18 protein-coding genes and 1 riboswitch are annotated in these 25287 nt (G+C 62.7%); of the genes, 5 read left to right on the top strand and 13 right to left on the bottom strand.

Features of this window, described 5'->3' with window-relative positions; all coding sequences use genetic code 11:
* Positions 1-146: 146 nt before the first annotated feature.
* The 4 genes from D618_RS0110720 to D618_RS19050 form a co-directional block, all read right to left on the bottom strand.
* Complete coding sequence (locus D618_RS0110720; RefSeq protein WP_017671514.1) at positions 147-1232, bottom strand: phytanoyl-CoA dioxygenase family protein; 1086 nt, start codon at positions 1230-1232, stop codon at positions 147-149.
* A gap of 268 nt (positions 1233-1500) precedes the next feature.
* Positions 1501-2607 (bottom strand): TonB family protein, encoded by a 1107-nt coding sequence (locus D618_RS0110715; protein WP_081590476.1) that lies wholly within the window; start codon positions 2605-2607, stop codon positions 1501-1503.
* Positions 2608-2663: 56 nt separating this feature from the next.
* Positions 2664-4193 carry a peptidase S10 gene (locus tag D618_RS0110710; protein ID WP_026091549.1) on the bottom strand — a complete coding sequence of 510 codons (1530 nt, stop codon included), beginning with the start codon at positions 4191-4193 and terminating at the stop codon, positions 2664-2666.
* Positions 4194-4296: 103 nt separating this feature from the next.
* Positions 4297-5826, bottom strand: coding sequence for a hypothetical protein (locus D618_RS19050; RefSeq protein WP_051041330.1), 1530 nt, complete (start codon positions 5824-5826; stop codon positions 4297-4299).
* Between the two features lie 171 nt (positions 5827-5997).
* On the opposite strand from D618_RS19050, the gene queF reads away from it, so the two are divergent.
* A complete protein-coding gene (gene queF / locus D618_RS0110700) occupies positions 5998-6456 on the top strand; it encodes a preQ(1) synthase (RefSeq protein WP_017671510.1) in 459 nt (152 codons plus the stop codon).
* Between the two features lie 2 nt (positions 6457-6458).
* Here queF and D618_RS0110695 read toward each other — a convergent pair whose 3' ends face one another.
* Positions 6459-7538, bottom strand: a complete 1080-nt coding sequence (locus D618_RS0110695; RefSeq protein WP_202949944.1) for a phytase — start codon at positions 7536-7538, stop codon at positions 6459-6461.
* 189 nt (positions 7539-7727) lie between these two features.
* On the opposite strand from D618_RS0110695, the gene D618_RS0110690 reads away from it, so the two are divergent.
* Positions 7728-10118, top strand: coding sequence for a TonB-dependent receptor (locus tag D618_RS0110690; RefSeq protein ID WP_017671508.1), 2391 nt, complete (start codon positions 7728-7730; stop codon positions 10116-10118).
* A gap of 99 nt (positions 10119-10217) precedes the next feature.
* Positions 10218-10622 carry a thioesterase family protein gene (locus tag D618_RS0110685; protein ID WP_017671507.1) on the top strand — a complete coding sequence of 135 codons (405 nt, stop codon included), beginning with the start codon at positions 10218-10220 and terminating at the stop codon, positions 10620-10622.
* A gap of 13 nt (positions 10623-10635) precedes the next feature.
* On the opposite strand, the gene D618_RS0110680 is transcribed toward D618_RS0110685, so the two are convergent.
* Entirely contained in the window at positions 10636-11775 is a 1140-nt protein-coding gene (locus D618_RS0110680; protein WP_017671506.1) for a DUF3667 domain-containing protein, read from the bottom strand.
* A gap of 135 nt (positions 11776-11910) precedes the next feature.
* Between D618_RS0110680 and D618_RS0110675 the strand changes: the two genes are divergently transcribed.
* Positions 11911-13194 carry an enoyl-CoA hydratase-related protein gene (locus tag D618_RS0110675; RefSeq protein WP_017671505.1) on the top strand — a complete coding sequence of 428 codons (1284 nt, stop codon included), beginning with the start codon at positions 11911-11913 and terminating at the stop codon, positions 13192-13194.
* 481 nt (positions 13195-13675) lie between these two features.
* Here D618_RS0110675 and D618_RS19045 read toward each other — a convergent pair whose 3' ends face one another.
* The 6 genes from D618_RS19045 to D618_RS20035 all read right to left on the bottom strand — a co-directional run bounded on the left by D618_RS19045 (position 13676) and on the right by D618_RS20035 (position 22685).
* Positions 13676-15994: an EAL domain-containing protein gene (locus D618_RS19045; RefSeq protein WP_017671504.1), complete on the bottom strand. Its 2319-nt coding sequence runs from the start codon at positions 15992-15994 to the stop codon at positions 13676-13678.
* Between the two features lie 428 nt (positions 15995-16422).
* Positions 16423-17529, bottom strand: coding sequence for a cell wall hydrolase (locus D618_RS18220; protein ID WP_238550645.1), 1107 nt, complete (start codon positions 17527-17529; stop codon positions 16423-16425).
* 165 nt (positions 17530-17694) lie between these two features.
* Complete coding sequence (locus D618_RS0110660) at positions 17695-18654, bottom strand: glycosyltransferase (RefSeq protein ID WP_017671502.1); 960 nt, start codon at positions 18652-18654, stop codon at positions 17695-17697.
* Positions 18655-18768: 114 nt separating this feature from the next.
* A complete protein-coding gene (locus D618_RS18215) occupies positions 18769-20160 on the bottom strand; it encodes an MATE family efflux transporter (protein WP_017671501.1) in 1392 nt (463 codons plus the stop codon).
* A gap of 150 nt (positions 20161-20310) precedes the next feature.
* Positions 20311-22143 (bottom strand): DUF885 domain-containing protein, encoded by a 1833-nt coding sequence (locus tag D618_RS0110650; protein WP_040370569.1) that lies wholly within the window; start codon positions 22141-22143, stop codon positions 20311-20313.
* Between the two features lie 302 nt (positions 22144-22445).
* Entirely contained in the window at positions 22446-22685 is a 240-nt protein-coding gene (locus D618_RS20035; RefSeq protein WP_238550644.1) for a hypothetical protein, read from the bottom strand.
* Here D618_RS20035 and D618_RS18210 point away from each other — a divergent pair.
* Complete coding sequence (locus D618_RS18210; protein WP_238550658.1) at positions 22684-24363, top strand: EAL domain-containing protein; 1680 nt, start codon at positions 22684-22686, stop codon at positions 24361-24363. The two genes, D618_RS20035 and D618_RS18210, sit on opposite strands and share 2 nt — an antisense overlap.
* 43 nt (positions 24364-24406) lie before the next feature.
* On the opposite strand, the gene cobU is transcribed toward D618_RS18210, so the two are convergent.
* Positions 24407-24955: a bifunctional adenosylcobinamide kinase/adenosylcobinamide-phosphate guanylyltransferase gene (cobU, locus tag D618_RS0110640; protein WP_017671499.1), complete on the bottom strand. Its 549-nt coding sequence runs from the start codon at positions 24953-24955 to the stop codon at positions 24407-24409.
* Positions 24956-24987: 32 nt separating this feature from the next.
* Positions 24988-25192, top strand: a riboswitch (cobalamin riboswitch).
* Positions 25193-25287 lie beyond the last annotated feature (95 nt).

Here is a 25287-nt window from a genome sequence, read left to right as displayed (position 1 = left end):
ACGGGCATCGTTGCGGGGCGCGCTGGCGGCACAAATGGCAGTTTTTTGTACCACGGTCAAAAGCCGGCATTTATCCAGGGGGCCGGTTGGAAAGGGCTCTCTGCGCAGTTCGCCACCACGGGTCGCGGTTGGTAGACCCGATCCGATCACGCGCTCAGGCGGTGGTTCAGCACACTGGATGTTGCGGGCAGGGCCGGATGATCCAGAAGATCACCAAAGCTCAGCGGTTGGGCCATCAAACTGGGGTGCGGCGAATAGCCATCATGCCAGTATTTCGTATCGATGATATCGCGTGCGATGCTCATCCCGAAGATCTGGCGCGGAACGGGCGAGCGGTTGTCGGGTCCGGCGTGGAGCAGGTCGCTGCGATAGAGAATGACCGAGCCCTTGCGCGGCGCGGTCTGCACCAGGGGAAACAGCTCACTCAGCGCCTTGCGGTGGCGGTAGAGCTTCCACAACATGCGCGGGCCAAGATTGCGAAGGCTGAACTGCGAGTTCTTTCCCAGCATGAAGCGCAGCAGGTTGGGCTGGTGCTGATCCCATTTGCGCGAAAACAGTCGGTCCCAGAACTCGCCCGGTGCCAGGGGCGTCGCATCGTCCCTCCGCATGCTCCACAGCTTTTTGAGGTTGTGAACCAGGATCCGCCAGTTGCACTGCGTTCGGAACAGCTCCATCAGCGCCGAGGCCTGGCCGCCATGCGCATTGTCGGAACCGCCATAGGCGTGCGTGCCGGGAACGAACACCGTTCCGCCCTGTTCGTCCGATACGTCTTCCACGGCAGCAAAAAGGCTGATCACGCCGCTGGGGTCGCGGTGAATATATTGGTGCGATGAGCCCAGATAGCTGGTGAAGGTGGCGACTTCCAGCAGCGGGCGCGACCGGCCACAATATTCCGAAATCACGTCCTCCAGCCGCTGGCACATGGTGGCCGCAAAGCGCGTGACAGCCGGCGTCGAAGGCAGCGAGCAGAAGTCGCGACGCACATAGCGGTTATCCGTCTCGCTGGCGAAGGAGCACTGGCTGCGATCCGGGTTTGCGATGGTCTGACGGATCAGTTCAAGCCCGATATCCGCCTCGGCGTCCGACAGCAGGTCGGTCAGGATGACCAGGCCATGCGTATCCATCATCGTCAGCGCCTGACGGACGCACGCGCCGGTCAGCCTGCCTTGTGCATCCAGCGCAGCAGGCACTTCATATGCCGACGTATCGTTGGAAACCTTGAGATCGTTCATGCCATCCAGCCTCGTACTGACCCGACTTCCCCGACCGGCCTGCCGTATGTCATCATATGCGCGTGGGGCAGTGGCGGAGGAATTGAAACCGATCCATGTCATTGACGAAAAAGCTTCTACGTCGGGTTAATCTGACCCTTGTCAGGACGGCTTTTTCCGATCGATTAGCGCTATCAGCTGATCGACCAGGCACAGCGGAAATCGGCCCGCAGAATTGCGCAACGATCGCAGCGGCTCGTGATCGGTATGGGACAGGCTGAACGGCCGCTCAGTTCTGGTCGTTATCCTGACGCGGCCCCATCGCGAATTTCACCCGCTCGGTGCACCCGACAAAGCCCTGGGTGGTCACGGCCTTGCCCGCGCGGACCACCATGACAGCCTGATTGCCGAAGTCCTCGGTCGGCTGGCTGGCGGCCACCTGGATGTTCGACACCTCGCCCCATGGCGCGACGTCATAGGTGACGATGGCCCAGCCTTCGATGGCGCGGCGACGATAGGCTTCAGGGAAGCGCAGTGCCGGCTTGACGGACCATTCGTGGCGCTGGGGGCAAGTTGCGCCAGCGGGGCGGAACTGTTCCTCATCGGGAATGGCAGGGGGCGCCAGCGTGGCCGGGCCGCGCCAATAGGGGTAGCGGCAGGCCTTGCGCCCGCCCTTGTAATAGCGGGTGTCCTCGACGGCCTTGCGGCTGGCCAGATCCAGCGCGGCGTTGCGGGTGCCGCCGATGGTCTTGATGTTCGCCGTCGCGCCGTCGTCCTTGATGTCATACCCGACCATCGACCATTCCCGCACGCCAGGTGTCGCGGGGATGAACTTGAAGTCCGGATACACACGCGCCTGAAGGCCTAGCTCGCGTTCGTCGCGGCAGTCGCTGCCAGCATACATCCGCTCCCATGCCTCTTTGGGCAACGGACCGGAGATGGCGTTCACCGAATAGGCCATGAGGTCGGCGACGGCGGTGGTATCGATGCTCGACTGGCGCGGCACATACAGAATCGTGCAGTTGGTTTGTCCGCTACCGGCAGCAAACCGGGTTGCTGCAAGCGAGGGTGCGATGTCGTCTGATCCAATGGCGCGGACATCCTTGGTGATCCTGCGGATGCTGGTCGTACGACCGCTCGAATCGATATCGAACATGTAGGACACCGAACCGGGTTGAACGGTATTGTTCCAGCCCAATGTTGCCATTGGCCGCTCGAGATATTCGGGGGTCACAATGGCCCGGTCGCAACGCACTTCGCCGGGCAACCAGGCGATGACGAAACGTTCGGTCGCGACCGGTGGCGTTTTCAGCGCTACGACCGGCGGAGTTGCGCTGGCAAAGGTGAATGGCACCAAAAGCGCCGCAACAAAGGTCTTGAGCATAGCCAAGAACATGCCTTGAATTCATTGCAAATATAAGGCGAAAAAAGCGGTGAGCGTCTCCGTTCGTCTCATCGCTTGCCAATGAAGCCGCGGATGTCGCGAGACAGTTTCGTCAGGTCGGTCTCGTTCACGTACATCATGTGCCCGGCGTCATAGCTGGTATATTCGATGCGATCGGTGGGCATGCCGGTGCGGGTCAGCGAATATTCCGCCCCGAAGAAGGGCGTGGCGAAATCGTACCAGCCCTGCGCCACCAGCACGCGAAGGCCGCTGTTCTCGCGCAAGGCCTTGCCGATGTAAGGCGCGACGTTCTTGTAATAGCGTGCTTCGCCGCCATTGCCGGGCAAGTCCCAGTCCCAGTCGCGTACCCCGCCGATGGTGACATATTGCCGTTCGGGATTGAACTTCAGCTCCTGCCGGACATAGGCGTTGAACGCGGCGGTATAGCTGCCGTCGATGCCGTAGAAGCTGGGGTCGTTGTCGGGCGTTTCGCCGGCGTTGTCATAATCCTTGCCGGTATAGCGCGCATCGAGCCGCCCAACGACGAGCCCGCGATCGCGCAGCAGCTCCTTGTAGAACCGCCCCGGCGTCACGCGCAGATCGGCGCTTTCGAGATACTGTTCGGTCAGGCCTGTATAGCGTGCGAGCTTCGCGCGGATGGCGGCGCGCTCCTCGCCGACGAGAGCTGTGCCCTTCATCAATGCGGGCAGATATTCGTTGGTCGCGAACGCCTTGGCCTCGGCGGCGAGCGCGGCGGGTCCGGGTCCGGTGGCGGCTGGCGTGGTCTTGCCATGATAGAGCGCGGTCACCGCCATGCTGGGGACCATCAGCACATAGGGCATTTCGTTGCCCGGCACCTCGGCCTGCGCGCCGAAGTCGAGGATGGTCGAGATCAGCAGTAGGCCGTTGAACGCGACATCGTTGTACGTGCCTTCAAGCTCGTTGACGACGGCGGCGGTACGGGTGGTGCCATAGCTTTCACCGCCCAGATATTTGGGCGCATTCCAGCGGTTGTTCTGCGACAGCCAGATGCGGATGAATTCGGCGATCGACTTGGCGTCCTTGGTGACGCCCCAGAATTCCTTGGGGTCGGTCTCGCCCAGCGCCGTCGAGAAGGCGGTGCCGACGGGATCGATGAACACGATGTCGGTGGTATCGAGCAGGCTGTCGGGGTTATCGATAATGCGATACGGCGGGGCGCCATCGTCGCGGCCGTCATTGGGGATGGCGACGCGCTTGGGGCCGAACGCACCCATGTGCAGCCACAGCGATCCCGATCCGGGGCCGCCGTTGAACAGGAAGGTCACCGGGCGGTTAGCCTCGGGCGCATCCTTGATATAGCTGACCGAGAAGATGCGCGCCCGCGGGTTGCCCTTGTCGTCCTTGAGATAGGTGTCGCTGGCGGTAGCGGTGTAAGCGATCCGCTGGCCACCGAAGGTGCCGCTGTGCCGGGTCACCGATACCATCGGTTCGGCCACGACCGGGGTGGATTTTTCCGGTCCCTTGCCAGCAGCCTTGCCACCCTCCTGCGCGGCTACCGGCGCAGCGGCCAGGCAGATGGAAAGGGCTAGAACGGAAGTAGCAAACCTGCTGCGCATGATCGATGGACCCTCTCGGCTCGGAACGCGTGTTCCGTATACCATCCATGCTTGGCACGCACGGGTGCCCGTTGGCAAGTCGCCCGCAGCGCAGTTCGTCGCGTCAGGCTGGCTGCAGCGGGCGCTGGCCGATCGAGGTGAAGCGGCGTGGGCCCAGGTCCAGCCGCAGCGGCCCGACGCGCGGTCCCGGCGGGCTGCTTTCCTCGCCCAGCACGAACGACTGGGTGACGGCGTAGCGGGTGCCATCGGGACCGTCATAGCCAATCCAGATGTGCACCACCGGCACGAACAGCAGGCGGCCCTGCATCTCGATCGGTTCGATCTGGGCGAGCGGCAGGCGGATCTGGCCTTCGCACCTTTGCGTGCTGCCGGGTTCGATATCGGCGATCTTCTGCAGATGCGGCAACAGGCTGTCACCACGCATCGGATCGACCGTAGGCGGCATGCCGCGCCGCGCCTGAATGATGGCGCCGTGCAATGCGAGCTTGCTGACCGCTATGTCGGCCATGTTGGTGACGCCCAGATGATAGCGCGCAACGGCATTCACCAACGTCACATCGATGCCCAGCGTCGTGAAATCGAGCAGCAGGCGGGGGACCTCGACAGGCTGATCGGATTGCCCGAAATCGTGCAGAACCGGCTTGCCCTTGGGCGCGCTGACCGGCGCGGACGTGCTGGCCGGGCCAGCAGCAAGCGCGGCATCGGGGAGGATGCCGCTGGCCAGCGCCTGCGATTGCGCCTCAAGCTCTGCCGTCGATGCTGGCGGCTGCTGTGGGGGCGCGGGCGGCGGCGGCGGAGCGGCAGGCCGGAGATCGCGAGCCGGCGTGGCCTGGGGTTGAAACACCAAAGGTTCGAATGCGGGCGAGGCCGGGACTGGGGCAGGGGGCGCAGGCGGCGGTGCCACCGGCCGCGAATTGCGCAGCGGCGGCGTCGGCACGGTTGCGGTGGGTGCTGCAGCCGCTGCGGCAACGGCAGGCTTGGGCTTGCGCAGCACCATCACGATCAGGCTGATCAGCGCGATCAGCCCGGCAGCGGCCCACCACCAAAGCGAACCGCCGTCTTCGACTTCGGCCGGGTCCATCTCTGCCTCGGCTGTGCTGTCGGGCAGGGGAAGCGTTGGCAGCTCGGGCGTCGGTAGCGGCGCTGCGACGGGAGTATCGGGCGTTTCGGCCGGCAGCTGCTCGGTTGGAGCGGGCACGACTGGTGTCGGCGCGGGCGCGACCGGTGCGGCAGCCTGTGGCCGCACAGCCTGGGGCGCGGGCTGTGGGGCGGGCCGGGGCGCGGGCCGAGGCGCGGTGGTCGTCGTGCGCGGCGGGGTCGTGCTGCGCGGACGCTGCCTTTCCTGCCGGGGCAACGGCACCGGCGCAATCGTCGTGACCGGTGGCTGCGCGGCGGGTTCTGCCGGCTGATCGGTGCGGCGCGGCGGGGTGGATTCCGAATCGACCGGGCCCTGGACGTTCGACGGTGGTTCGTTGGTCTGCTGCTGGCCGGGCGGCAGCGTGAAGCTGCCCGGGCTGTTGTCCTGCGCCCATGCGGCCGGTGCGGATGCGAGGGTGCCGACCAGGGCCAGCGCCAGCAGCGCGGTTCTGCCAGGTTGCGATGCGATCCCCAGCGCACTGTCCCGAACGGTCATGCCGAAATTCTTCCCCATCGTCCCCAAATTCGCCTGTTTGCCGCTGCGGCCTGTGTGATGGCAGCTGTCACCCGCCCATGATCGCCCCCGTCCACGCGGGTTTTGCGCTTAATCGGTGCTGAATGCAGGGCAGGAGATGACATCAGCCGTGTGCCGCATTAGATGAGGCGCATGTCCAATCAACCCCAAACACGCTTTCTGGGCAAAGACAGCCCCCTGCCGACCTCGCCTGAAGACGCCGCGCTGGACTATGTGCCCAATCCGCGTCCCGGCAAACCGTACCTCGTGCGCTTTGCCGTGCCCGAGTTCACGTCGCTGTGTCCGGTCACCGGCCAGCCCGATTTTGCGCATCTGGTGATCGATTATGCTCCGCACGCGGTCATGGTCGAATCGAAGTCGCTCAAGCTGTTCCTGGGCAGCTTCCGCAACCACCAGGCGTTCCACGAGGATTGCACCGTGGGAATCGGCGAGCGATTGTTCGACGAAATGCAGCCGCACTGGCTGCGCATCGGCGGCTACTGGTACCCGCGCGGCGGCATTCCCATCGATGTGTTCTGGCAATCGGGTGAACCACCTGCGGGGCTGTGGCTGCCACCGCAGGAGGTTCCGGGCTATCGCGGGCGGGGCTGAGCCTACAGCCCCAGGGCGGCGATGATCGTCGCCCAGCTCACCAGCTTGAAGTTCTGCGTGCCGCCGCCGTTGTCGCCGTCCTGCGCGATGAACACGCCCTGCTCGAAGCCGGGGCCGTAATCACCGACGGCAACCTCGATGCCATCGGTCTCCGATGTGCCATCGATCGCGCCGCCATTGATGCGGAAACGGCCGCGCAGCTGGCCCGTTGCGGTGTCGAACACAGCATAGGCATTGTCGCCCTGGCTCGAGGCGATCAGATAGCTGTTGCCGCCCGGATTGGTGGCGATGGCCAGGCCTTCGACATCGGCGACCAGCGCCTTGCCATCGGCGGAGGCGAACAGCACCGGGGCCGACGCCGGGTTGGCAACGTCGATCTTCCAGATACCGACATCTTCCTCACCGACAAACAGGGTGCCGGTCGCGGGATCGATCACGCAGCCTTCGATCTGCGTCGCGAGCTTCCAGCTTGCGCCCATTGTGTGTTCGACCTTGCCACCCTTGTGGCTGATCTGGATCTGGCGGACGGTGCCATCCTTGATCGCGGCATAAGCGGTCATGGCATCGGCCGCGCCCACCATGGCGATGCGCGGTGCGCCGGTGACGCACACGCCATAGCCTTCGCCCGCGCCGCTGGGGACGCTGGCCAGCGGTGACAGGGCGCCGGTCGCCGGATCGAGCAGGAACAGCGCGAGCTTGGAATTGACCGGATCGGTGCGGTCGCTGGCGATGACGACGATGCCATGCTCGCCCTCGAACAAAGTGACATTGTTGTAGCGCCCGGTCAGCGACGATCCGCGCACCTTGCCGTCCATGCCGTATACATAGAGCCCCGCCTTCTTGTCGGTGCCGACGATCAGGCTGGCGGCAGGATTGGCAGCGTTGCGCCAGATCGCCGGATCATCTGCAGCATCGGCATTGGCGGTGCCGACGGGCACGGTTTCTGCTGAGGCGGCGATATCGACAGCAGGCAACGCATTGGCGATCCGCGTCTCGAGCGGAATTTCGGACGGCGCGCAGGCACTGGCGAGCAGCGCCAGCAAGCTGGTGCCGAGCAGGGGGAGGGGGAAACGTGCGGCCATCGTGAACATTCCTTTGCAGCAACCATTTGCCAGACCGCGCCGCTGCCACGCTGATGTGGCGCGTTCATGACAGTTTTGCGCACAAACTGACGCAAAAGCGCAATACTCGCGTCATCCACCCGTCGCGGACCCCTGTTAGCGGGCCGTCTGCAACAGCGACAACGCTGTCTGATTCGGGGGATTTTCCATATGACAAAATTTCGGGGCTTCGGCCCGTCCGCTGCCGTGCGCGTGCGCGCCACCATGCTCGCAGGGATCGCGCTGGCTGCGCTGACCCCGGGGCTGGGCCAGGCGCAGGACGCTGCTGCTGACGAGCAGCCGACGCGCGATGCAGACGCACCCATCGTCACATCGCAGGATATCGTGGTCCAGGGCCAGATCGGCTATCGCAACCGTATTGACGGTGCCGAGCCGGTGCTCGAATACGGCACCGAATATTTTCAGCGCTTCGAGCCGCTGACTGCGGGCGATGCCCTCAAGCGCGTTCCTTCGGTCACATTCCTTTCCGACGTGATCGAAAGCGATGGCCCGCGTCTGCGCGGCTTGCCGCCGGGCTACACGCAGATCCTGATCAACGGCGAGCGCGTTCCCGGTGGCCAGGCGGATCGCAGTTTCTTCCTCGACCGTATTCCCGCCGAACTGATCTCGCGGGTCGAAATCGTCCGCTCCAACTCGGCACGCCGCACCGGTGATGCGGTGGCAGGCTCGCTCAACATCGTGCTGCGCGATGGCTATCAGCTCGATGGCGGCTATGTTCGCGGTGGCGCGCTGTACTATGACGACGAAGAGTTCGAGCCCAGCTTCGGCGCGGTGTTCGGCGGCCAGGTGGGTCCCGGCCGTCTGCTCGTCGGCGGCAACTTCCAGGGGCGGCATAACCCCAAGTTGAAGTCGAGCCTGCGCTACAGCGATTCGCCGGAAAACAATCCCAGTTTCGCCACGCAGGATTTCGACAATCGGGAAGACCAGACCGATACGCGTGACGGCAAGGACTATTCGGTCAACGCCACCTACGAGATTGACGGCGCGGATACCGATTTTCAGATTCGCGGCTTTTACGTGCGCACCGACCGCACCGAAGACGAGCGTAGCTTCGAATACAATGATCCCACGGCGGTCAACGGCCCGGTGCGCAATGGGGCTGCGAGCGGCAATCTGCTTACCGACAACGCCAATGTGAACGAGATCGATCAGGAAAGCTTCACGATCGACGGCAAGCTCAGCCACGAATGGTCAGCGGGCAAGACCTCGCTGCGCATTGGCTACGCCAATTTTACCGACAAACAGCGCGAAACCGAATATGAGATCGATTTCGACCGCGCGACGCCGCGTTTCACGGGTGATCTGACCCATGTCGATACCGACGACAGCGAGTTCACCGCGAAGCTGGAACACACAGTCGACCTGACCGATGAGGTCAAGCTGGTGTTCGGTGGCTTCTATCAGGACAAGGACCGCGACACATCAATCCTGGCCGTGCGGAACCGTTTCAACGTCGCTTCGGCGCGCACGTGGAACCAGTTTGAGCGCAACCCGACCGAACTGAGCACCGGATTTCCTGCTCTTGTCCCCGAACCCGGCGGCGTGAACAGCATCGAAGAACGTCGTATCGATGGCTTCGCGCTGGTCGAGGGGCGCAATGGCGGGCTGTCATGGGAGGCGGGTGTTCGCTATGAAACGACCGACCTGACGATCATCGACGCGACGGTGCCCGCCGCTGGCGTGCAGGGTAATGATTACTCCAAGCTGCTGCCGTCAGCGTCGTTCAAATATGACATCACCGATCGCGACCGGATCATCGGTTCTGTCGCGCGGACCAATCGCCGACCCGAGTTCAATTTCATCTCGCCTGCCTTGCTGGAGGCCGAACTGGGCGATAACGACCTGCTCGGCAATCCTGGGCTCGATCCCGAAACCGCCTGGGGCTTTGACCTGGGCTACGAACGGCGCATCGGTCGCGGAGGCATCGTCGGTATCAATTTCTTCTATCGCGATGTGCAGAACCTGATTGAGCTGACCAACACCGGACTGCCGGGCTCCGAGGACGACGCAGAAGGAGGTGACCGCACCTTCGTCTTCCAGCCGCTCAATGTCGGCGACGGCAAGGTCTATGGCGTCGAATTCGACATTTCGACCGACCTTGGTTTCCTGGGCCTGCCCGATACGGGCATCTTCGGCAACGTGTCGTATCTGGACAGCGAGATCACCGACCAGTTCGGCAAGCGCCGCTTCAACGACCAGTCGAAATACGTCTACAACTTCGGCGCGATCCAGGACATCAAGCCGATCGGCGTGGCATTCGGTGCGACCTATCGCAAGCAGGGTAACGCCTTTGGCCGTGTGGTCGGCGAGGAGGTCACCACCAGCTATGGTGCCGATCTGGAAATCTTCATCGAAAAGCGGATTGGCGACAGCTTTACCATCCGCGCGGTGGGCTCCAACCTGCTCAACGGCAAGAAGCGCGAAGTCTTCAACAAGTTCAATACCGTTGAAGACCAGGAAACCCGCAGCTTCGATGAATACGAACTCGAAGCCGAGGAAGCCGGTCCCGTGTTCCAGGTGATTGCGCGCTACGCCTTCTGAACAGCGCAGCATTCCGGGTCGTGGAAATGCCGTGGGCCAGTGATGGTCTGCGGCATTTCCGCTTCCGTAAACTGCTGACACCAGCTACACTGGGCCCTGATGACAAACCCCAATGCCATAAGCCACCACCACCCGATTTCGGTCGATGCCTCAGAGATTGATTTCATGGGGCATGTGAACAATGCCCATTACCTCAAATGGGTGCAGGATGCGGTCGTTGCCCACTGGCAGAACATCGCCCCGCCGCAGGCAGTGGCAGAGCATCTGTGGGTCGCGCTGAAGCACGAGATCACCTATCGCAAGCCGGCGTTTCTGGACGATCAGGTGATCGCCACCGTGGTGCTGGAAAAGGTGCACGGCGCACGCGCGTTTTACGAGACCATCATCCGGCGCGGCGAGGACGTTCTGGCCGAGGTGAAATCGAGCTGGTGCTGCCTTGATGCCGAGACGCTGCGCCCCGCGCGGCTGGCCGAGGATATCAAGCGGCGCTTCTTCGGAAGCTGAACGCGCCGTCTGGTCAGCCCATCAGGCCCAGGCTGACGAGGATCATCATGAACTCCGTCACGACGAAGATGGTGCAGGTGAGCAGCACCGCCAGCCGGAGCATTGCACCTACACGCGATGAGCCATAGGCATGGCGCAACTGCCGGTACATGTGGAACGGCGCGTAGAAAACCGCCGCAGCCGTAACAAACCCGGGCGCGATATTGAACTTGCTGGCCAGTGTCACGACGATGAACAACAGCGACATGAACGCGATCGAATAGGTGGTGAACACCGCGTGATCATAAAACCGGTGGCCGCGCTTGCCGAGTGTGGCCAGCCAGACGAACGGGATCGATAGCGGGATCAGCAGCCAGGCAAATTTGTAGCCGTTGGACTGCAGCTTGTAGAGCAGCAGCTCAGGGTTCTTGTTGGCCTTTGCCGCCAGCTTGTTGACCAGCCTGTCAAAGCCTTCCCACCCGGTGTCGACCTCTCCTCCCAGATCGAACTGGCTTGCGTCCTCGCCGTCACCATTGTTGAGGACATCAGGGTAGCGCGCCTTGCCTTCGGTCGCGAAGGACAGGCCGTTGACCTGGGCCTTGAGCTCCCGCACCTCTGCTGCCAGCGCTTTGGCACCAGGATCGTTTTCACCAAGAGCCTGCATCGCCTTGGTTTTTTCTTCGATCTGCGCCTCCAGCCTGACCATCCCGGCCTGCATGCCTTCGCGCCAGCCGGTAACCTTGACGCCATCGGCGGTGACCACGTCCTTGGCGCTGTCTGCCGAGCCGGGCGAGCCGACATAGGAAAAGACGGCGAACATCATGAAGATGGAGAACAGGAACAGCGCCATCGGGCTGATGAACTTGGCGCGCTCGCCATGGATATAGCGCCGCGTCAGATGCCCCGGCTTCCACACCAGCAGGGGCAGCGTGTTCCAGAACTTGCCGTCGAAATGCAGGACGCCGTGCAGGATATCGTGCCAGAACGCCGAGAACGAACGATGGACATGGCCGGCCTGGCCGCATTGATGGCAATGCGGCCCGGTGAGCACCGTTGCGCAGTTGAGGCATTTGCCATGGCCTTGTGCCGTGGCTTCCCCGGCGTTCGGTTCAGCAGCGCGGGCCCATAGCCCGCCCTCGGCAATCGCGCCTGCTGCTTCAAATTCGCCACTCATCGCTCTGGCCGCCCCCGCTGTTTTCTGCCGATCTCCTGTTTACCGATCGCCCGGCAGGCGACCAAGCGAATTGTCGGGCAGCGATGACCGCTTTGGCCATTGCGCCCGGTCTGCGAGTGCGGCTAATCCCCATGCATGGCCCATTTCGATCCAAGAACCTATCGCAATGCACTGGGGCAGTTCGCCACCGGCGTCACCATCGTTACCACCCGCGATGCCGAAGGCAGGGCCGTGGGCGTCACGGCCAACAGCTTCAATTCCGTCTCGCTCGATCCACCGCTGGTCCTGTGGTCGCTGGCGCGCTCGGCGCGTTCCATGGCGGCGTTCGAACAGGCGGGTCAGTTCGCGGTCCATATTCTTGCAAGCGATCAGGATGAACTCTCGAACCGGTTTGCCTCACGCGCCGAAGACAAGTTCGCAGGGCTGGACTTCGGCGACACTGGCCCGCCACGCATTCCCGGCTGCTCGGCGCGTCTGGTGTGCAACACGCGGCACCTTTACGAGGGCGGCGATCATGTGATCATGGTGGGCGAGGTCATCGATTACGAGAGCGAGGGCAGGCCGCCCTTGCTTTTCCACGGCGGCACCTACGCGGACCGGATCGCGCGCGAGGCCGATGCACCATCGCCGCCGGTGCGATATGCGGTCGAGGATCGGATCGCGACCATCACGCTCAACCGGCCCGAAACGCGCAATGCGCTGTCCGAAGAGGTGATCGGCGCGCTCGTCGCCGCGCTGGAGGTGGCCGATGCCGACCCCGGTATCGATTGCGTCGTGCTGACCGGGGATGGGCCGGGCTTCTGTTCGGGGGGCAACATCAAGCAGATCAAGGCGCTGACGGCTGAGCAGCACATGAGCCCGATGGAGCTCGAAAACTGGTACAAGACGCAGATCCAGCGCATTCCGCTGACCATGGACCGCATGTCTGTTCCGGTGATCGCTGCGGTGCGCGGGCATGCGATCGGGGCGGGCTGCGATCTGGCCTGCATGGCCGATATCCGAATCGCTGCAGACGATGCGGTTTTTGCCGAAAGCTTCCTGCGCGTGGGGATCATTCCGGGTGATGGCGGGGCTTGGCTGTTGCCGCGGATCGTCGGACTGGCCAAAGCCAGCCAGATGATGCTGACCGGTGAGTTTATCAATGCTGCCAAGGCCGAGCTATACGGCCTTGTCTCCGAAGTCGTGCCGGCTGCGGAATTGATGCCGCGTGCGATGGAACTGGCGCGCATGGTCGCCCAGTTTCCGCCCGCAGCAATCCGCAAGACCAAGAGGCTGATCAAGGACGCGCGCGATGTCTCGCTGGCCGAACATCTCGATCAGGCGGCGATCTGGCAAGGCGTGCTCCAGCAGATGGATGACCATCGCGAAGCGATCGATGCGATCCTCGAAAAACGCGCGCCGAATTTTCAGCGCAAGTAGCTTTATCTGCCGTAGAGTAAACGCGCGGTTCTAATTGGGCTGGTTTACAGTTTCGTCGGCGATCTCGAATCGCCAGTTGCGGAACGGCATGCCCCGTTGCTTGGCATCAGCGTCGTTCTTGCTTGAACATTAGTGCGATGAAACCGCGCCTTCCGGCGAGCGCATCCGTCCGCACAAAAAATGGCCTCGGCTTTGCAGCCGAGGCCATCCGGTTGAAATTACGGAAAAATCTTCCGAATTAGTTCCAGCCGCCGCCCATGAGCCAATCCCAGAAGCCGCGTGCAGGCTGTTTGGTACGCTTTGCCATTTTTTAGCACTCCTTATTTGAGCGCGAATACGATACGCGCCCAAAACAAGGCTAACAGAATGTAAATTGCTCAACAAGAGGTTAACACAGGATGTCGCAGCCAAGCCGGTTGCGTGATCGGACGTGACTGTACCGGTGCAGAATGGGGAGTACCGGCGGGGCAGCGAACGCTGCTCAGGCGGCTTTCGCTGAGGAATAATTCGCCAGATAGTCGATCAGCGCCTCATATGGCATCGGCCGTGCGATCAGATAGCCCTGCGCCTTGTCGCAGCCCATCTGGCCGAGCAATTGCAACGTTTCGTTATCCTCGACGCCTTCGGCCACCACTTCCTCGCCCAGCGAATGCGCCAGTTCGATCGTCGAGTTGACCATGATCCGGTCAGAGCGGCTGCTCACCAGCATGCGAACAAAACTGCGGTCGATCTTGAGCTCTGTCGCGGGGCAGCGTTTGAGATAGTCGAGCGTGGAAAAGCCTGTGCCGTAATCGTCGATGGATAGCTGCAGGCCAATGCTGCGCAGGTCGCGCAGCTCCTGCATCGCAGCTTCAGCGCTCGACATGGCTGCGGTTTCGGTGATCTCCAGGATCAGCCGTTCCGCAGCCAGGCCATGGCGGCGGAGGGTCTGGATCACCATGGGTTTCAGGTTTGCGTGGCCGATCAGCCTGGGTGACAGGTTTACCGCCATATCGAATTTCCTGCCATCCCGGTTGAGGCGGGATGCAACCTGCACGGCGCGGTTCAGCACATGCTCGGTCAGCTTCTCGATTCGGTCATGGCGTTCGGCGGCTGTGATGAACTCTTCGGGATTGATCGGACCCTTTTCAGGGTGCGTCCAGCGGACGAGTGCCTCGGCGCCGCAGATCTCGCCAGAGAGCAGATCCAGCTTGGGCTGGAAAGCGACCCACACTTCGCCGTTGTCGATGGCCGCATCCAGCTCGCCCAGCATGGTCACGCGCCATTCGGTCGCCTCCAGCTTGGTAGGGTCGTAAACGCGCCAGTGTTCGCCGGCATTCTGGGCTTCCTGACACGCCAGCAGGGCGCTCGACATACGGCTCTGGATCGATCGACCCGGATCGGCATCCACACCAAAGGCAATGCCAAGATCGATCAGTCGGCCCGAGATGTTGGCGGGGCTGCGGAAAATGGCGCTCAACCCGGCCAGCTGGTCGCCGACATTGTTGATCGACGATGCGGGAATCAGCCACATGAAGATGCCTTCGTCGCCCTGATAGACCTTGCATCCGCCATTGCCGAGCGACAGGCGCATGATGATCTGGTCGACCAGCTCCTTTTCTGCAGCGGCGGGCAGCGCGGTTGCGGCTTCGGCATAATTGTGGATGCGTGCCGCGATCAGCCCGTCCTGGCTGTCTGTGCCGAGCGCCCGCAATGCGTTGAGATTGGGTTGGCCCGACACTTCGTTGATCATGCCGCGCTCATCGTAGCGCTGACGGTGCAGCCTCCAGGCGAGATGCCCCATCGAGCCCAGCATCAGGATCGTGGCTGGCATGATGGAGGTAAAATAGCCCAGACTTTCCAGCGCCAGCGGCAGGCCGATCGAGCAGATGGGCAGCAGGATGAGCATGCCCAGCACGAGTCTGCTGCGCGATACGCGCAGCATCAGGGCACAGACCCCCAAAGCAATCGCAAATGGCCACCACCAGCCGTATTGCACCGGGCGCTGGGCCAGCAGCGTTTCTGCAGCAAGCGCAGACACGAAGACACTGGCAGCGGGGCGATTGCCAGGAACCGCGTATCGGTTGCCAATGCCCGTTGCATTGGTGCCTATCACGACGTCGCGGTTCTTGACGGCGGGTATGCTGGCATTGGACCGCAGAACCTGCGCCGCGCTGATATACGGGAGCGAGTCCATGTTGATCGAATAGTCGATCGGGAAAGCCTCGGCGGCGCCCCCGGTTTCGTCCGAGACCGCAGAAGCGAGCGAAGGAACGGGAATACCGGCGACGCGGTTGCTGTACGGAACAGTCCAGACTGTGTTGAAGCCATTGGTCCGCACGTTGGTGTTGATCAGGCTTGTGACATTGCGGAGCTGTGGTAGCGGCAACAGCTGGGTTTTTTCGTTCTCAGCGGTTTCAGGTGCAAAATTGGCGGCAATGTGAACCTTGCCGTCGAGCTTTGCCATGGTGCTGGCAAGCAGCTTCAGGTGGACGTCGTCCTTGCTGACATTGAGAGGAAAATCGAAATAGATGTTGCGGGCACCAGCGTTGCCCAGTTGCTCGACCATCCGTGCATAGCGGTCTGCGGGCCATGGCCAGTCGCCGAGTTCCTGCTGGGCGGCGCTATCGATTCCCACGACCACCACCTGGCCGCTGGCATCGTGTTCGCGAAACTTGTTGCGCGCGACCCGAAATACATCGTCGAGCGGTGCGCCAAACTCTGCCAGCCCGAACAGCAGGCCAGATACCAGCGTCCAGATGAGCAGGATGCGCATCGGGTTGGCCGGGCCTTTGCTGGTACGAGTGGCGACAGACTTCATTTGGTTACTTCCTCGTAAACCGTCTTACCGCGCAGGGGGTTAACTAAGTGCAAATTTGCACCGGATCGGCGGATTCATGTAAAATCCTGGCGAAGCCCGGCATTCAGTCGGCGATGAGCACTCCAGCCGCGCCCGCTCTGCGCTGTATTTTTCCCCCTTCGCTGTCCTAACCTCTCGATCTATAAGCGTTTTATGTTGAACCAAATGGGCAGGACGACACAGCCGAGCCGCAGCTTTGCCGTGCCCTGCCGCCGTGCTGTGCTGTCTCATTATGGGACATGCGACAGCGCGGTTAATCTGCTGATTACCGACCTTAGCCGCACAGAAGCTAATCGCGCTTTGGCGAAGCTGGTTGCCGGCTATGGTAAACACGGCAGGTTTCAAAGGGGATTGGTAAAGGCGCCAGGAAGGGAAGGGCAACCGGGCGATCAGGTGCCGGGTTGGCGAATCCACTGGCCGCTGTTGCGGTATTCCGGTCGAATCTGGCTGTTGTCCGGCAGATTCGATCCTCGCACGACGGCATCGCCACCGCGTCGCGCTATATCCGCCGCATAAGCCGGGCTGGGGGAGGCGCCCGGCGCCTGAGCTGCGGCAGGAGCGACCCGGCCCAGCCGCTGCGACTCCAGATGCACGGCATTGTCTGCCTCGGCCTTCAACCGCGCCGTCTCGTAGGCCTTGGCAAGCGCGAGCGGATCGAGTGGATCGCTCCCGCCTGCCAGCATCAACACCGCACGCGGCTTGGGGCCGGGGAACGGTTCAGCGCCCAGATAACGGGTGTTGAACGCAGCGCTGCGTCCGGCTGCACCCTTCCAGCGGTAGAAACGGTGCGCGCCAATGGTGCCGATAAAATCAAGGCTGGGAGCCCAGTAAGGCGACACTTCGGTGGTGTGATAATGGGTGGCGGTGCCGACTGGGCTGTAGACATAGCCCGACAGGGCGCGTTCCGCGACGCGGCGCGCGCGCGCCCAATACACCGCGCTGGGGGCCCGGGCCATCGCGCCATCACAGCTGAAAGAGAACTGGCATCCGGTAACCCGCTCCGACCCCTGATAGACCACACCGCACACCGTATTGGGGTAGCTGGGGTGCATCATGCGATTGAGCACGACCTGCGCGACTGCCTGCTGACCGGCATCGGGCTCCATCGCCGCTTCGTAATAGATCGCCGCAGTCAGGCACTGGAGCGCGCGGGCTTGGTCGGTGGGCGTTCCGCTGAGCATCACGCCGCGGACGAAGGCGCCAGACGCGCCAAGGCCGATGTCGCCGCTGGAGAGCACCGCCGGCGACGGTTGAACCAGCGATCCACTGTCGTCGAGATAATAGAAGGCAGAGCCGGGGAAGTTTTCCCCCGCGCGTTCAAAGGCCAGGCCGTCGGCAGGCTGATAGCGCGGGGCATCATCCAGATGGTCGCTCCGCTGCGCACGCACGATCTGCGATGCCCCCAGCGACACCAGCAGCGCGACAAGCAGCCATGCCGCCCACTCGCGCAGACCCATGCCCTGGGCAGATAGCAAGCGGGAGAAACCGGAAGGCATGAAGCAGGACCTATCCTTGACTGGATACAGGCGGCGTGATCGCCGTCACAGCCGTCGCCCTAGCGCAAAACGGTTACCAAATCAGCGAGCAATTTGCGCTGTCTCTCACCGGGACAGCCGATGTGACAGGAATTAACGTCTTGAAATACCCGCGAGAATGTCAGGTCAGTAGCGCACCAGATCAAACGACAGGTTCAGCGCCTGGGGCAGCATGCCGAATTTCACCATGCGGACAGCCGTGCGCCAGAACCCGTCCTTGGTACCACCCTCGCGCAGATGCGCCTTCATCAGCGCCAGCCCGCCTCCATTCATCGCGTCAGGCGAGTATTTGATGCTGTCGATCACTTCCAGCCGCATGCCCGAACCCACGCTCCGGGTACCCAGCACCGCATCGATCTGATCGAGCGAGGGCAGCTCGGTTGCGCCTTCGAACGGATCGGGTCGTCCGGCGCGGCGTTCTCTAGCGGCAAAGCGGGCGCATGCAGCACCGATCGCCTGCACCAGGATGTGCTTCTCGCTCACCTGGTCAGGCGAGCGGCGATAGAGAAACAGGCGGTCGCGCAGGTTGTGCAGGTCGTGCTGCTCACTGACGCGCAGCCAAAGGTCATAGTCTTCGCAATGGCGGAAGGCCGCGCGATAGCCGCCCAGCGCACGGATCATATCGCGGCGCATCATGACCGATGGATGGCACATCGTGCTCGCGACCATCAACCGCTCGCGGATGTCTGCCGAATGTTCGGGATGATAGTCGCTGCAGGGAAAAAAGGCTCCGTCCGCATCGAGCTCGTCGGTATTGGTGCCGAGGACCGCGATCTGCGGGTTGGCCTGCATATAGGCCAGCTGCACGGCAAAACGCTCGGGCCGGGACACATCGTCGCTGTCCATCCGCGCGACCAGCGGCGCGCGTGCTTCATCGAGCATGCGGTTCAGGCTGAAGATCAGCCCGCGGTTTTCCTGATGGATCACCCGGATCCGGCTGTCCTGCGCGGCATAGCGATCCAGGATGGAACCCGAGGCGTCGCGCGAGCCATCGTTGACGATCAGAAACTCGAAGCGCCCCTCGGTCTGCCCAAGGATGCTCTGGATCGCCTCGGCGACATAGCGCTCGGCGTTATAGACGCTCATCAGAACGGTTATGAGGGGAGCTTCAGATACCGACATAGGCGCACTGGCAATCGCATGGAGTGAACACACTAGCCCTGAATACCTGCAACACGGGCCAGGGCCAAATCGGTTAACCTACAATTTTTGAAGCGCGTTCACCCTGTGTCGGGTCAGCCAATAGGCGCCGAGACCGAACAGCACCCCGCCGATCGCCTGGCCGATCAGCACGCCGGGGGCTCCGGCCATCTGGCTGCCGACGATGGCAAAAGGCAGCACGCCCACGGTGTTGCGACCCCAGTTGGTCCAGCTTGACCAGTTGGCGCGGTCCAGATTGTTGAAGCTGGCGTTGGAGATGAACAGCAGACCGTTGAAGAAAAACAATGGCACCACGATCCAGGCAAAGGCGTGGATCAGGTCCATGCCGCCAGCTGGCAGATCGAAGATCCAGCCGATCGTGTCGCTGCCCAGGATCAGCAGCGGCCATATCAACAGGGTAAACCCGGCCGCAAACACCACGGCCCTGTCGATGGTACCGCGTACGCGATCAATCTGGCCCGCACCGTAATTCTGGCCGATGATCGGGCCGATCGATCCCGACAGCGAAAACAGCAGGCAGAACGCGAGCGGGATGATCCGGCCGATGACGGCATAGCTGGCGACCGAGGCCTCGCCGTACACCGCGATCAGACGGAAGGCGATGATTCCCCCCACCGGCGTTGCAAGGTTGGTCAGGACCGCAGGCACCATGATCTTGCGGATATCAAACAGATTTTCCTTGAAACTGGCGCGCGAAGGCATCGCAAAGCCGCCATAATGCGACAGGATCGGCACGATGCCGGTGATGGCCATCAAGAGTATCGAGATGACCGTAGCCCAGGCCGCGCCGACGAAACCCCAATCCAGCCCGAACATCAGGATCGGATCGAACACCGCATTGCCGGCCGCCATGGCCAGCGTGGTGTTCATCGCGCGGCGCGCATCGCCATACGCGCGCAGGAAGCCCGAACAGACCATGCCGGTCACCGTCACGGGTCCAAAGGGCGCGACGATGCGGATATAGCTGACGGCGGCGTCCTTTGCGGTGCCGCTGGCGCCCATCATCTCGACCCATTGCGGCGCGAAAATCCAGAAAACCAGCGCAATCACGCCGGAAAGCCCAATGCCCAGCATCAGCACTTCCCCCAGCAGGGCACGCGTCGAATCGCTGCGCCCCATGCCGATGCGGCGCGCGGCCAATGCGCTGATCGTGATCATCAATCCGATGTTCAGCGAGGAATTGAGGAACAGCAACGTGCTCGCAAAGCCGATCCCGGCGGTCAACGCCGGGTCGCCCAGTTGCGAGATGAAGAACAGGTCGACAAAATCGACGATGAACAGGGCGAGCAGGCCGATACTGGAGGTCAGCGTCATTACCGCAACGTGGCGCATCAGGCTGCCGGTCAGGAATTTGCCCTGACCGGGGCGTGGCGGCGCGGCTGCCACACGCATGCCCCCGCCATCTTCTGCACCGGCATCGGTGGGGGTCATTTCGACTGCGGCGGTGGTGGGTTCAGAAATGGCTGGGTGTCCGTCCGGGCTGGACGGCAACCTGTGCCGTCTCCTCCCAGCCCATATAGAGAATTGTTGGGCCAGCAAAAGCCGGTTTCGTCATGCAACCCGGTTTTGCTGGCCGTAGCGTCATCCTCGGCTTTTCGCGATCCAGTCATCGACCCGCCGTTCCAGAATGGACAGCGGCTGCGATCCGGATGCGATCAGCAGGTCGTGGAAGCCCTTGATGTCGAACTTGGGACCCAGGCTGCTTTCCGCCTTGCGCCGGAGTTCGACGATCTTGAGCATGCCCATTTTGTATCCGGTCGCCTGCCCGGGCAGCGTGATGTAGCGACGGATTTCCGACCGCGACCGCTCGATCGGCTGACGACCGGTCATGTTCATGTACGTGACCGCCTCTTCCTCGGTCCAGCCCATCGCATGCAGCCCGGTATCGACCACCAGTCGCGCGGCGCGGAACAGTTCTGCATCCAGCCGCATGAAATCCGCCGCGATATCGGGGAACGCGTTCATCTCCTTGCACAGGGATTCTGCATAGAGCGCCCAGCCCTCGCCAAAGGCGACATAGCCGGTGACCGCGCGGAACTGGGGGCCGCTTTTCTGGCGGACCTGGATATCGCCCTGCATGTTGTGGCCGGGCACAGCTTCATGGCACATCAGCGTGTACATCGCAGCCGGATCGGGAACGGTGCCGACCAGATGCACATAGGTCTTGGCCGGACGCGCGCCATCGGGGCTGGGGGCCGAAGCGTGCGCAGCGCCCCCGGCAACTTCCGAGAACGCCGGCTCGCGCACCACCTCGATGCCATAGGCCGGCAGCGTGTTGAAATACGGCTCCAGCAAGGTCCGGGTGTGCTGCACGAACGCGTTGGCGGTATCGAGATACTCCTTGCGCGCCGCGTCGTCATAAGGCTTGGGCGGGAACAGCTTGGCACGCTCGGCATAATAGGCACTGCGATCGGCAAAACCTGCCTGTTTGGCCAGCGCATCCTGTTCAGCCTCGATCCGCGCAACCTCCGACCGGCCGATGGCATGGATCTGCTCTGCGGTGTAATCGGTGGTGGTGTTGAGCTTGAGCTCGTTCGCGTAATAGGCAGCACCTTCGGGCAGGGTGATCGCGCCCACCTTGCCGCTCGGTGCGTTGGGAAGGCTGGCCCTGGCCCAGGCGACCACGCGGTCATAGGCGGGTTTCAGCGCCACAATGGCCTCGCGTGCTTCTGCCAGAAGGGCATCGGCTTGCGCGCGGGGCAGCTTGCCTGCGGTCACCAGCGCTTCGGTCTTGGCCTTCACATCGGCCCATAGAGCTGCGTCGGAACCAGCGCTGAACGGTGCGCCGCTGGTGAGCTTTTCACTGCCCGAAATGATCGTCTCGATCTGGAACCTGGGCGGACGGATGCCGGCTTTCTCGCTCGCCTGGGTGCGCGCGATGGCAACGTCCAGCACGGCGGGAATGCCGCGCAGCCTGGCGATATAATTCTTCAGGTCGGTCGCATCGGCGACGCTGTGGGTGTTGATCAGAAAATCGGGCAACTGGCTGTGCGCCGAATAGAGCCGCGAATAGAACGGCGGGCGGTACACGCGGTTGGCCTGCGACAGCGCCGCGCGCTCTGCCTCCAGCGCCCAGATGTCGTAATTCACCTGTGCTTCGGCAGAGAGCTTTGCCCGGTCGAACCTGGCCTTCATCCGCGCGACACTGTCCTGCCGCCAGGCCAGCTGGGCCGCTGCGGCCTCATCGCCGATGTCGTTCCACTGATCGCCGCCATCCTTGCGACCCAGCCGCGTCGCCAGCTGGGGCTGCATCTTGACCCAGGCCTCGAACTCGCTGTCCAGAAATGCGGTGAGCGCTGCATCCTCGCTGGTGGCTGCCGGGGTCGCCTGGGCGATCTCGGCGCGAGCTCCGGCCATGGGGAGGGCGCAGGCGATGGCGAGCGCAGAAACGGCAAGGCGGATGGCAGGTTTCATGGTGATTCCTTTTATGTTCGGCCGGACCATAAGTGGATGAATACAATGGGTGAAGCCCCTTGTTGAGGTGACCGACCGCGAAGGACGCTGGCGCTGGTCGCCATGCGGCAACCTTGCCGGGAGCCGGGGGCAGCGCGGCTGGCAGGGGCGGGGCGCTTCAGACTTCCGTAAACAATTACACTTAAGCCCCGGGGTGTTATGGCAGGCATAAAGCAGCATACCGGAGAGTTGACAGTGAGACAGGTCGCGAGCGGCCTGTTTTCACTCGACAATAATGATCCTGACCTGGCGCGTGCTCAGTTTCAGTCTTTCTCGAAACAAATGCCGCTTTTGTATCTGATACTCGTTTGCAATGCGAGCGCGGTCATGGCGGCATTCTTCAAGCCGACCATGGTTGTTGAGACATTGGTCATCCCGGTCATCATCTGTGTCATCGCGCTGTTTCGGGCAGCATGGTGGTGGCGGCAATACGACGCCCAGATGTTTTCTGACGCGGAAATTGCAAAGCAGATCCGGCGGACCTGCATGCTGGCGGTGATCATGACGCTCGCCTTCGAATTCTGGTGCATGGGGATCTACAGCAGCGGCGATGCCTATGCGCGCGGAAACCTGACCTTTTTCCTGGGGCTGACGCAGGTCAGCACGGTGTTCTGCCTGATGACCCTGAGAGCAGCGGCGATGCGCGTTGCGGCCACCAGCACGGTGTGTTTCATCATCTTCTTCAGCGTGGCCGATCAGGGCAGGATGGCAGCAGAAGCGGTTGTTCTGGGCTGTGTCGGGGTAGGGATGATGATCGTCACCCATCGCTATAACCTCGATTTTTCCAACCTTATCCGGTCGCAGCGCGATCTGCGCAACCGGCAGGCGGAAACGGAAAAGCTCAGCGATGAGAACCGCAAGATCGCCCTGACGGACGCCCTGAGCGGGCTGCCCAACCGTCGCCAGCTGCTGGTCAATCTCGACCGGATCGATGCCCGTCCAGTCGACGCGCTCGACGGGCTGGCGGTGCTGTTCATCGATCTGGATGGCTTCAAGGACATCAACGACACGCACGGGCACCAGGCCGGAGACAGTCTGATCTGCAGCCTGAGCGTTCGCATCCGCGAAATCTGCCCGCCGCATTCCATGCTGGCCCGGGTGGGCGGGGACGAGTTCGTCGTGCTGATCGATACACCGGGCGCAGCCGCTGTGGCCGCGGCGATGGCTGAACGCATCAGCGACGAGATTGCGCTGCCGGTCCTGGTTGACAAACATGTGCTGCAGGTCGGCGCCAGCATCGGCATCGCCACCAATATCGGAGGTGCCTGCACTTCGCACGAGCTGCTGCGTCGCGCCGACACGGCGATGTACCATGCCAAGACCAGCAGGAAGGGCAAGATCGCGGTTTACGATTCTGCGCTCGACCGCGGCCGCATCCGCCGCATGGAGATCGAGGCCGAGATCGGAACGGGTCTCGCCAACAACGAGTTCGATGTCTTCTATCAGCCGGTGGTCGATGCCCAATCCGGGCAGATCGTGGCGACAGAGGCGCTGATCCGCTGGCCAAGGCGCCCCGCAGGGGTGCTGGTACCGCAACAGTTCATCGAGATTGCCGAGGCGACAGGGCAGATTCATCCGCTGGGCATGTTCGTGCTCGAACGGTCCTGCCGGGATGTTCTGGCGCTCGACAATATCAGCCTGAGCGTGAACGTATCGCCGGCGCAGTTCCGCGATCCCGGCTTTCTGCGGCAGGTCGCCCACGTGCTGGAACAGACCCGGTTTCCGCCGCAGCGGCTGCAGCTGGAGATCACCGAAGGTTATCTCCTGTCGCAGCCCGAAGCGGCGATCCGGACGATCAAGTCGTTCAAGGCGATGGGGCTTTCGATCGCGCTGGACGATTTCGGCACGGGCTTTACCAGCATCCATTATCTGCGCACGTACGGGTTCAGCCATGTGAAGATCGACAAGTCGCTGCTGGCCGGACTCAGCCCCGGCAGCAAGGCGTCCTTCCTGGTGGCAGGGGCGATCAATCTGGCGCGGGGCCTGGATATGGAGGTCACCGCCGAAGGGGTGGAAACGCACGAGCAGGCCACACTGTTGCGCGCTGCTGGATGCGACAAGCTGCAGGGGTTTCTGTTCGGACGTCCGATGCCGTTCGTGAACCTGCGCGCGATGTGCTCGGCGATCGCGCACGAGCCCCGGCCGCAACCGGGACCTCCACTCGGGCGCGCAGCGGGCTGATCCCGGATCAGCGGCACGGTGCCATTACCCAAGACTTGTCGGCTCAACCGGCTGAGCGTCCGGCCTGGCTTGGGGCAGGTGACTTCAGGGCCATGCTCAGCCCTGCCACTACCAGTTCGACATGGTCGGCAATGGTCGCGACATCCTGGTTCAACCGCCCGGCCATGTCGCGAAACCGGCGCGCCAATGCGTTGTCGGGCACGATGCCCATGCCGACTTCGTTGCTGACCACAATGATCGGCGCGCTGGCGCTGGTGAGCGTATCGAGCAATCGCTGCGAGGCGACGCCGAAATCGTGATCCGCCAGCAGCAGGTTACTGGTCCACAATGTCAGGCAATCGACCAGCAGCACACGGCCTTCGCCGCCTTCGCATGCAATGGCCTGCGGCAGGTCGATGGGGCATTCGACCGTGCGCCAGCGCACCCCCCGATCCGCGCGGTGTCGCGCGATGCGGTCGGACATTTCGTCATCGAACGCCTGTGCAGTGGCGAGATACACCAGATCGCCAACTTGACCTTCCGCCAGAAATTGGGCGCGCGCGCTCTTGCCCGATCGTGCGCCGCCGGTGATGAAGGTCAGCACCGCATCCATCCATTTCCCTTGCAATGCGTTCTCACTCGCAATAGTGCGGCGAGGCGACAGGTTCCCAGAGATGGGATTAATAGGGAACGCGGAAGCAGGTATCTAGCCCTGTAATCCGCGGCTGTCCCCGCAACTGTGACCGGCGAGCGGTCGCCCCTTATGCCACTGGGTGCTTTGCACCTGGGAAGGCGGGGCGAACGTGACGACCCGGGAGCCAGGAGACCTGCCTGACGCGGTCAGTCCTTTGCGCGGACGGGGTGTTCAGCGTGATCGAGGTCTATCCTCGCGTGACGACATCGATCGGGGTGGCGCGCGCGGGTGACAAGCCAGCGATAGCTCTG

It is taken from the genome of Blastomonas sp. AAP53, from assembly GCF_000331245.1.
Classification (GTDB): Bacteria; Pseudomonadota; Alphaproteobacteria; order Sphingomonadales; family Sphingomonadaceae; genus Blastomonas.
The sequence above is the reverse complement of the archived record's forward strand: the minus strand, read 5'-3'. Positions and strand labels throughout refer to the sequence as shown.

Bases quoted from the DNA above. Each gene is read 5' to 3' on its own strand.
- D618_RS0110720 (WP_017671514.1), bottom strand. From the start codon at position 1,232: ATGAACGATCTCAAGGTTTCCAACGATACGTCGGCATATGAAGTGCCT.
- D618_RS0110715 (WP_081590476.1), bottom strand. From the start codon at position 2,607: ATGTTCTTGGCTATGCTCAAGACCTTTGTTGCGGCGCTTTTGGTGCCA.
- D618_RS0110710 (WP_026091549.1), bottom strand. From the start codon at position 4,193: ATGCGCAGCAGGTTTGCTACTTCCGTTCTAGCCCTTTCCATCTGCCTG.
- D618_RS19050 (WP_051041330.1), bottom strand. From the start codon at position 5,826: ATGACCGTTCGGGACAGTGCGCTGGGGATCGCATCGCAACCTGGCAGA.
- queF (WP_017671510.1), top strand. From the start codon at position 5,998: ATGTCCAATCAACCCCAAACACGCTTTCTGGGCAAAGACAGCCCCCTG.
- D618_RS0110695 (WP_202949944.1), bottom strand. From the start codon at position 7,538: ATGGCCGCACGTTTCCCCCTCCCCCTGCTCGGCACCAGCTTGCTGGCG.
- D618_RS0110690 (WP_017671508.1), top strand. From the start codon at position 7,728: ATGACAAAATTTCGGGGCTTCGGCCCGTCCGCTGCCGTGCGCGTGCGC.
- D618_RS0110685 (WP_017671507.1), top strand. From the start codon at position 10,218: ATGACAAACCCCAATGCCATAAGCCACCACCACCCGATTTCGGTCGAT.
- D618_RS0110680 (WP_017671506.1), bottom strand. From the start codon at position 11,775: ATGAGTGGCGAATTTGAAGCAGCAGGCGCGATTGCCGAGGGCGGGCTA.
- D618_RS0110675 (WP_017671505.1), top strand. From the start codon at position 11,911: ATGGCCCATTTCGATCCAAGAACCTATCGCAATGCACTGGGGCAGTTC.
- D618_RS19045 (WP_017671504.1), bottom strand. From the start codon at position 15,994: ATGAAGTCTGTCGCCACTCGTACCAGCAAAGGCCCGGCCAACCCGATG.
- D618_RS18220 (WP_238550645.1), bottom strand. From the start codon at position 17,529: ATGCCTTCCGGTTTCTCCCGCTTGCTATCTGCCCAGGGCATGGGTCTG.
- D618_RS0110660 (WP_017671502.1), bottom strand. From the start codon at position 18,654: ATGAGCGTCTATAACGCCGAGCGCTATGTCGCCGAGGCGATCCAGAGC.
- D618_RS18215 (WP_017671501.1), bottom strand. From the start codon at position 20,160: ATGACCCCCACCGATGCCGGTGCAGAAGATGGCGGGGGCATGCGTGTG.
- D618_RS0110650 (WP_040370569.1), bottom strand. From the start codon at position 22,143: ATGAAACCTGCCATCCGCCTTGCCGTTTCTGCGCTCGCCATCGCCTGC.
- D618_RS18210 (WP_238550658.1), top strand. From the start codon at position 22,684: ATGACGCTCGCCTTCGAATTCTGGTGCATGGGGATCTACAGCAGCGGC.
- D618_RS20035 (WP_238550644.1), bottom strand. From the start codon at position 22,685: ATGATCACCGCCAGCATGCAGGTCCGCCGGATCTGCTTTGCAATTTCC.
- cobU (WP_017671499.1), bottom strand. From the start codon at position 24,955: ATGGATGCGGTGCTGACCTTCATCACCGGCGGCGCACGATCGGGCAAG.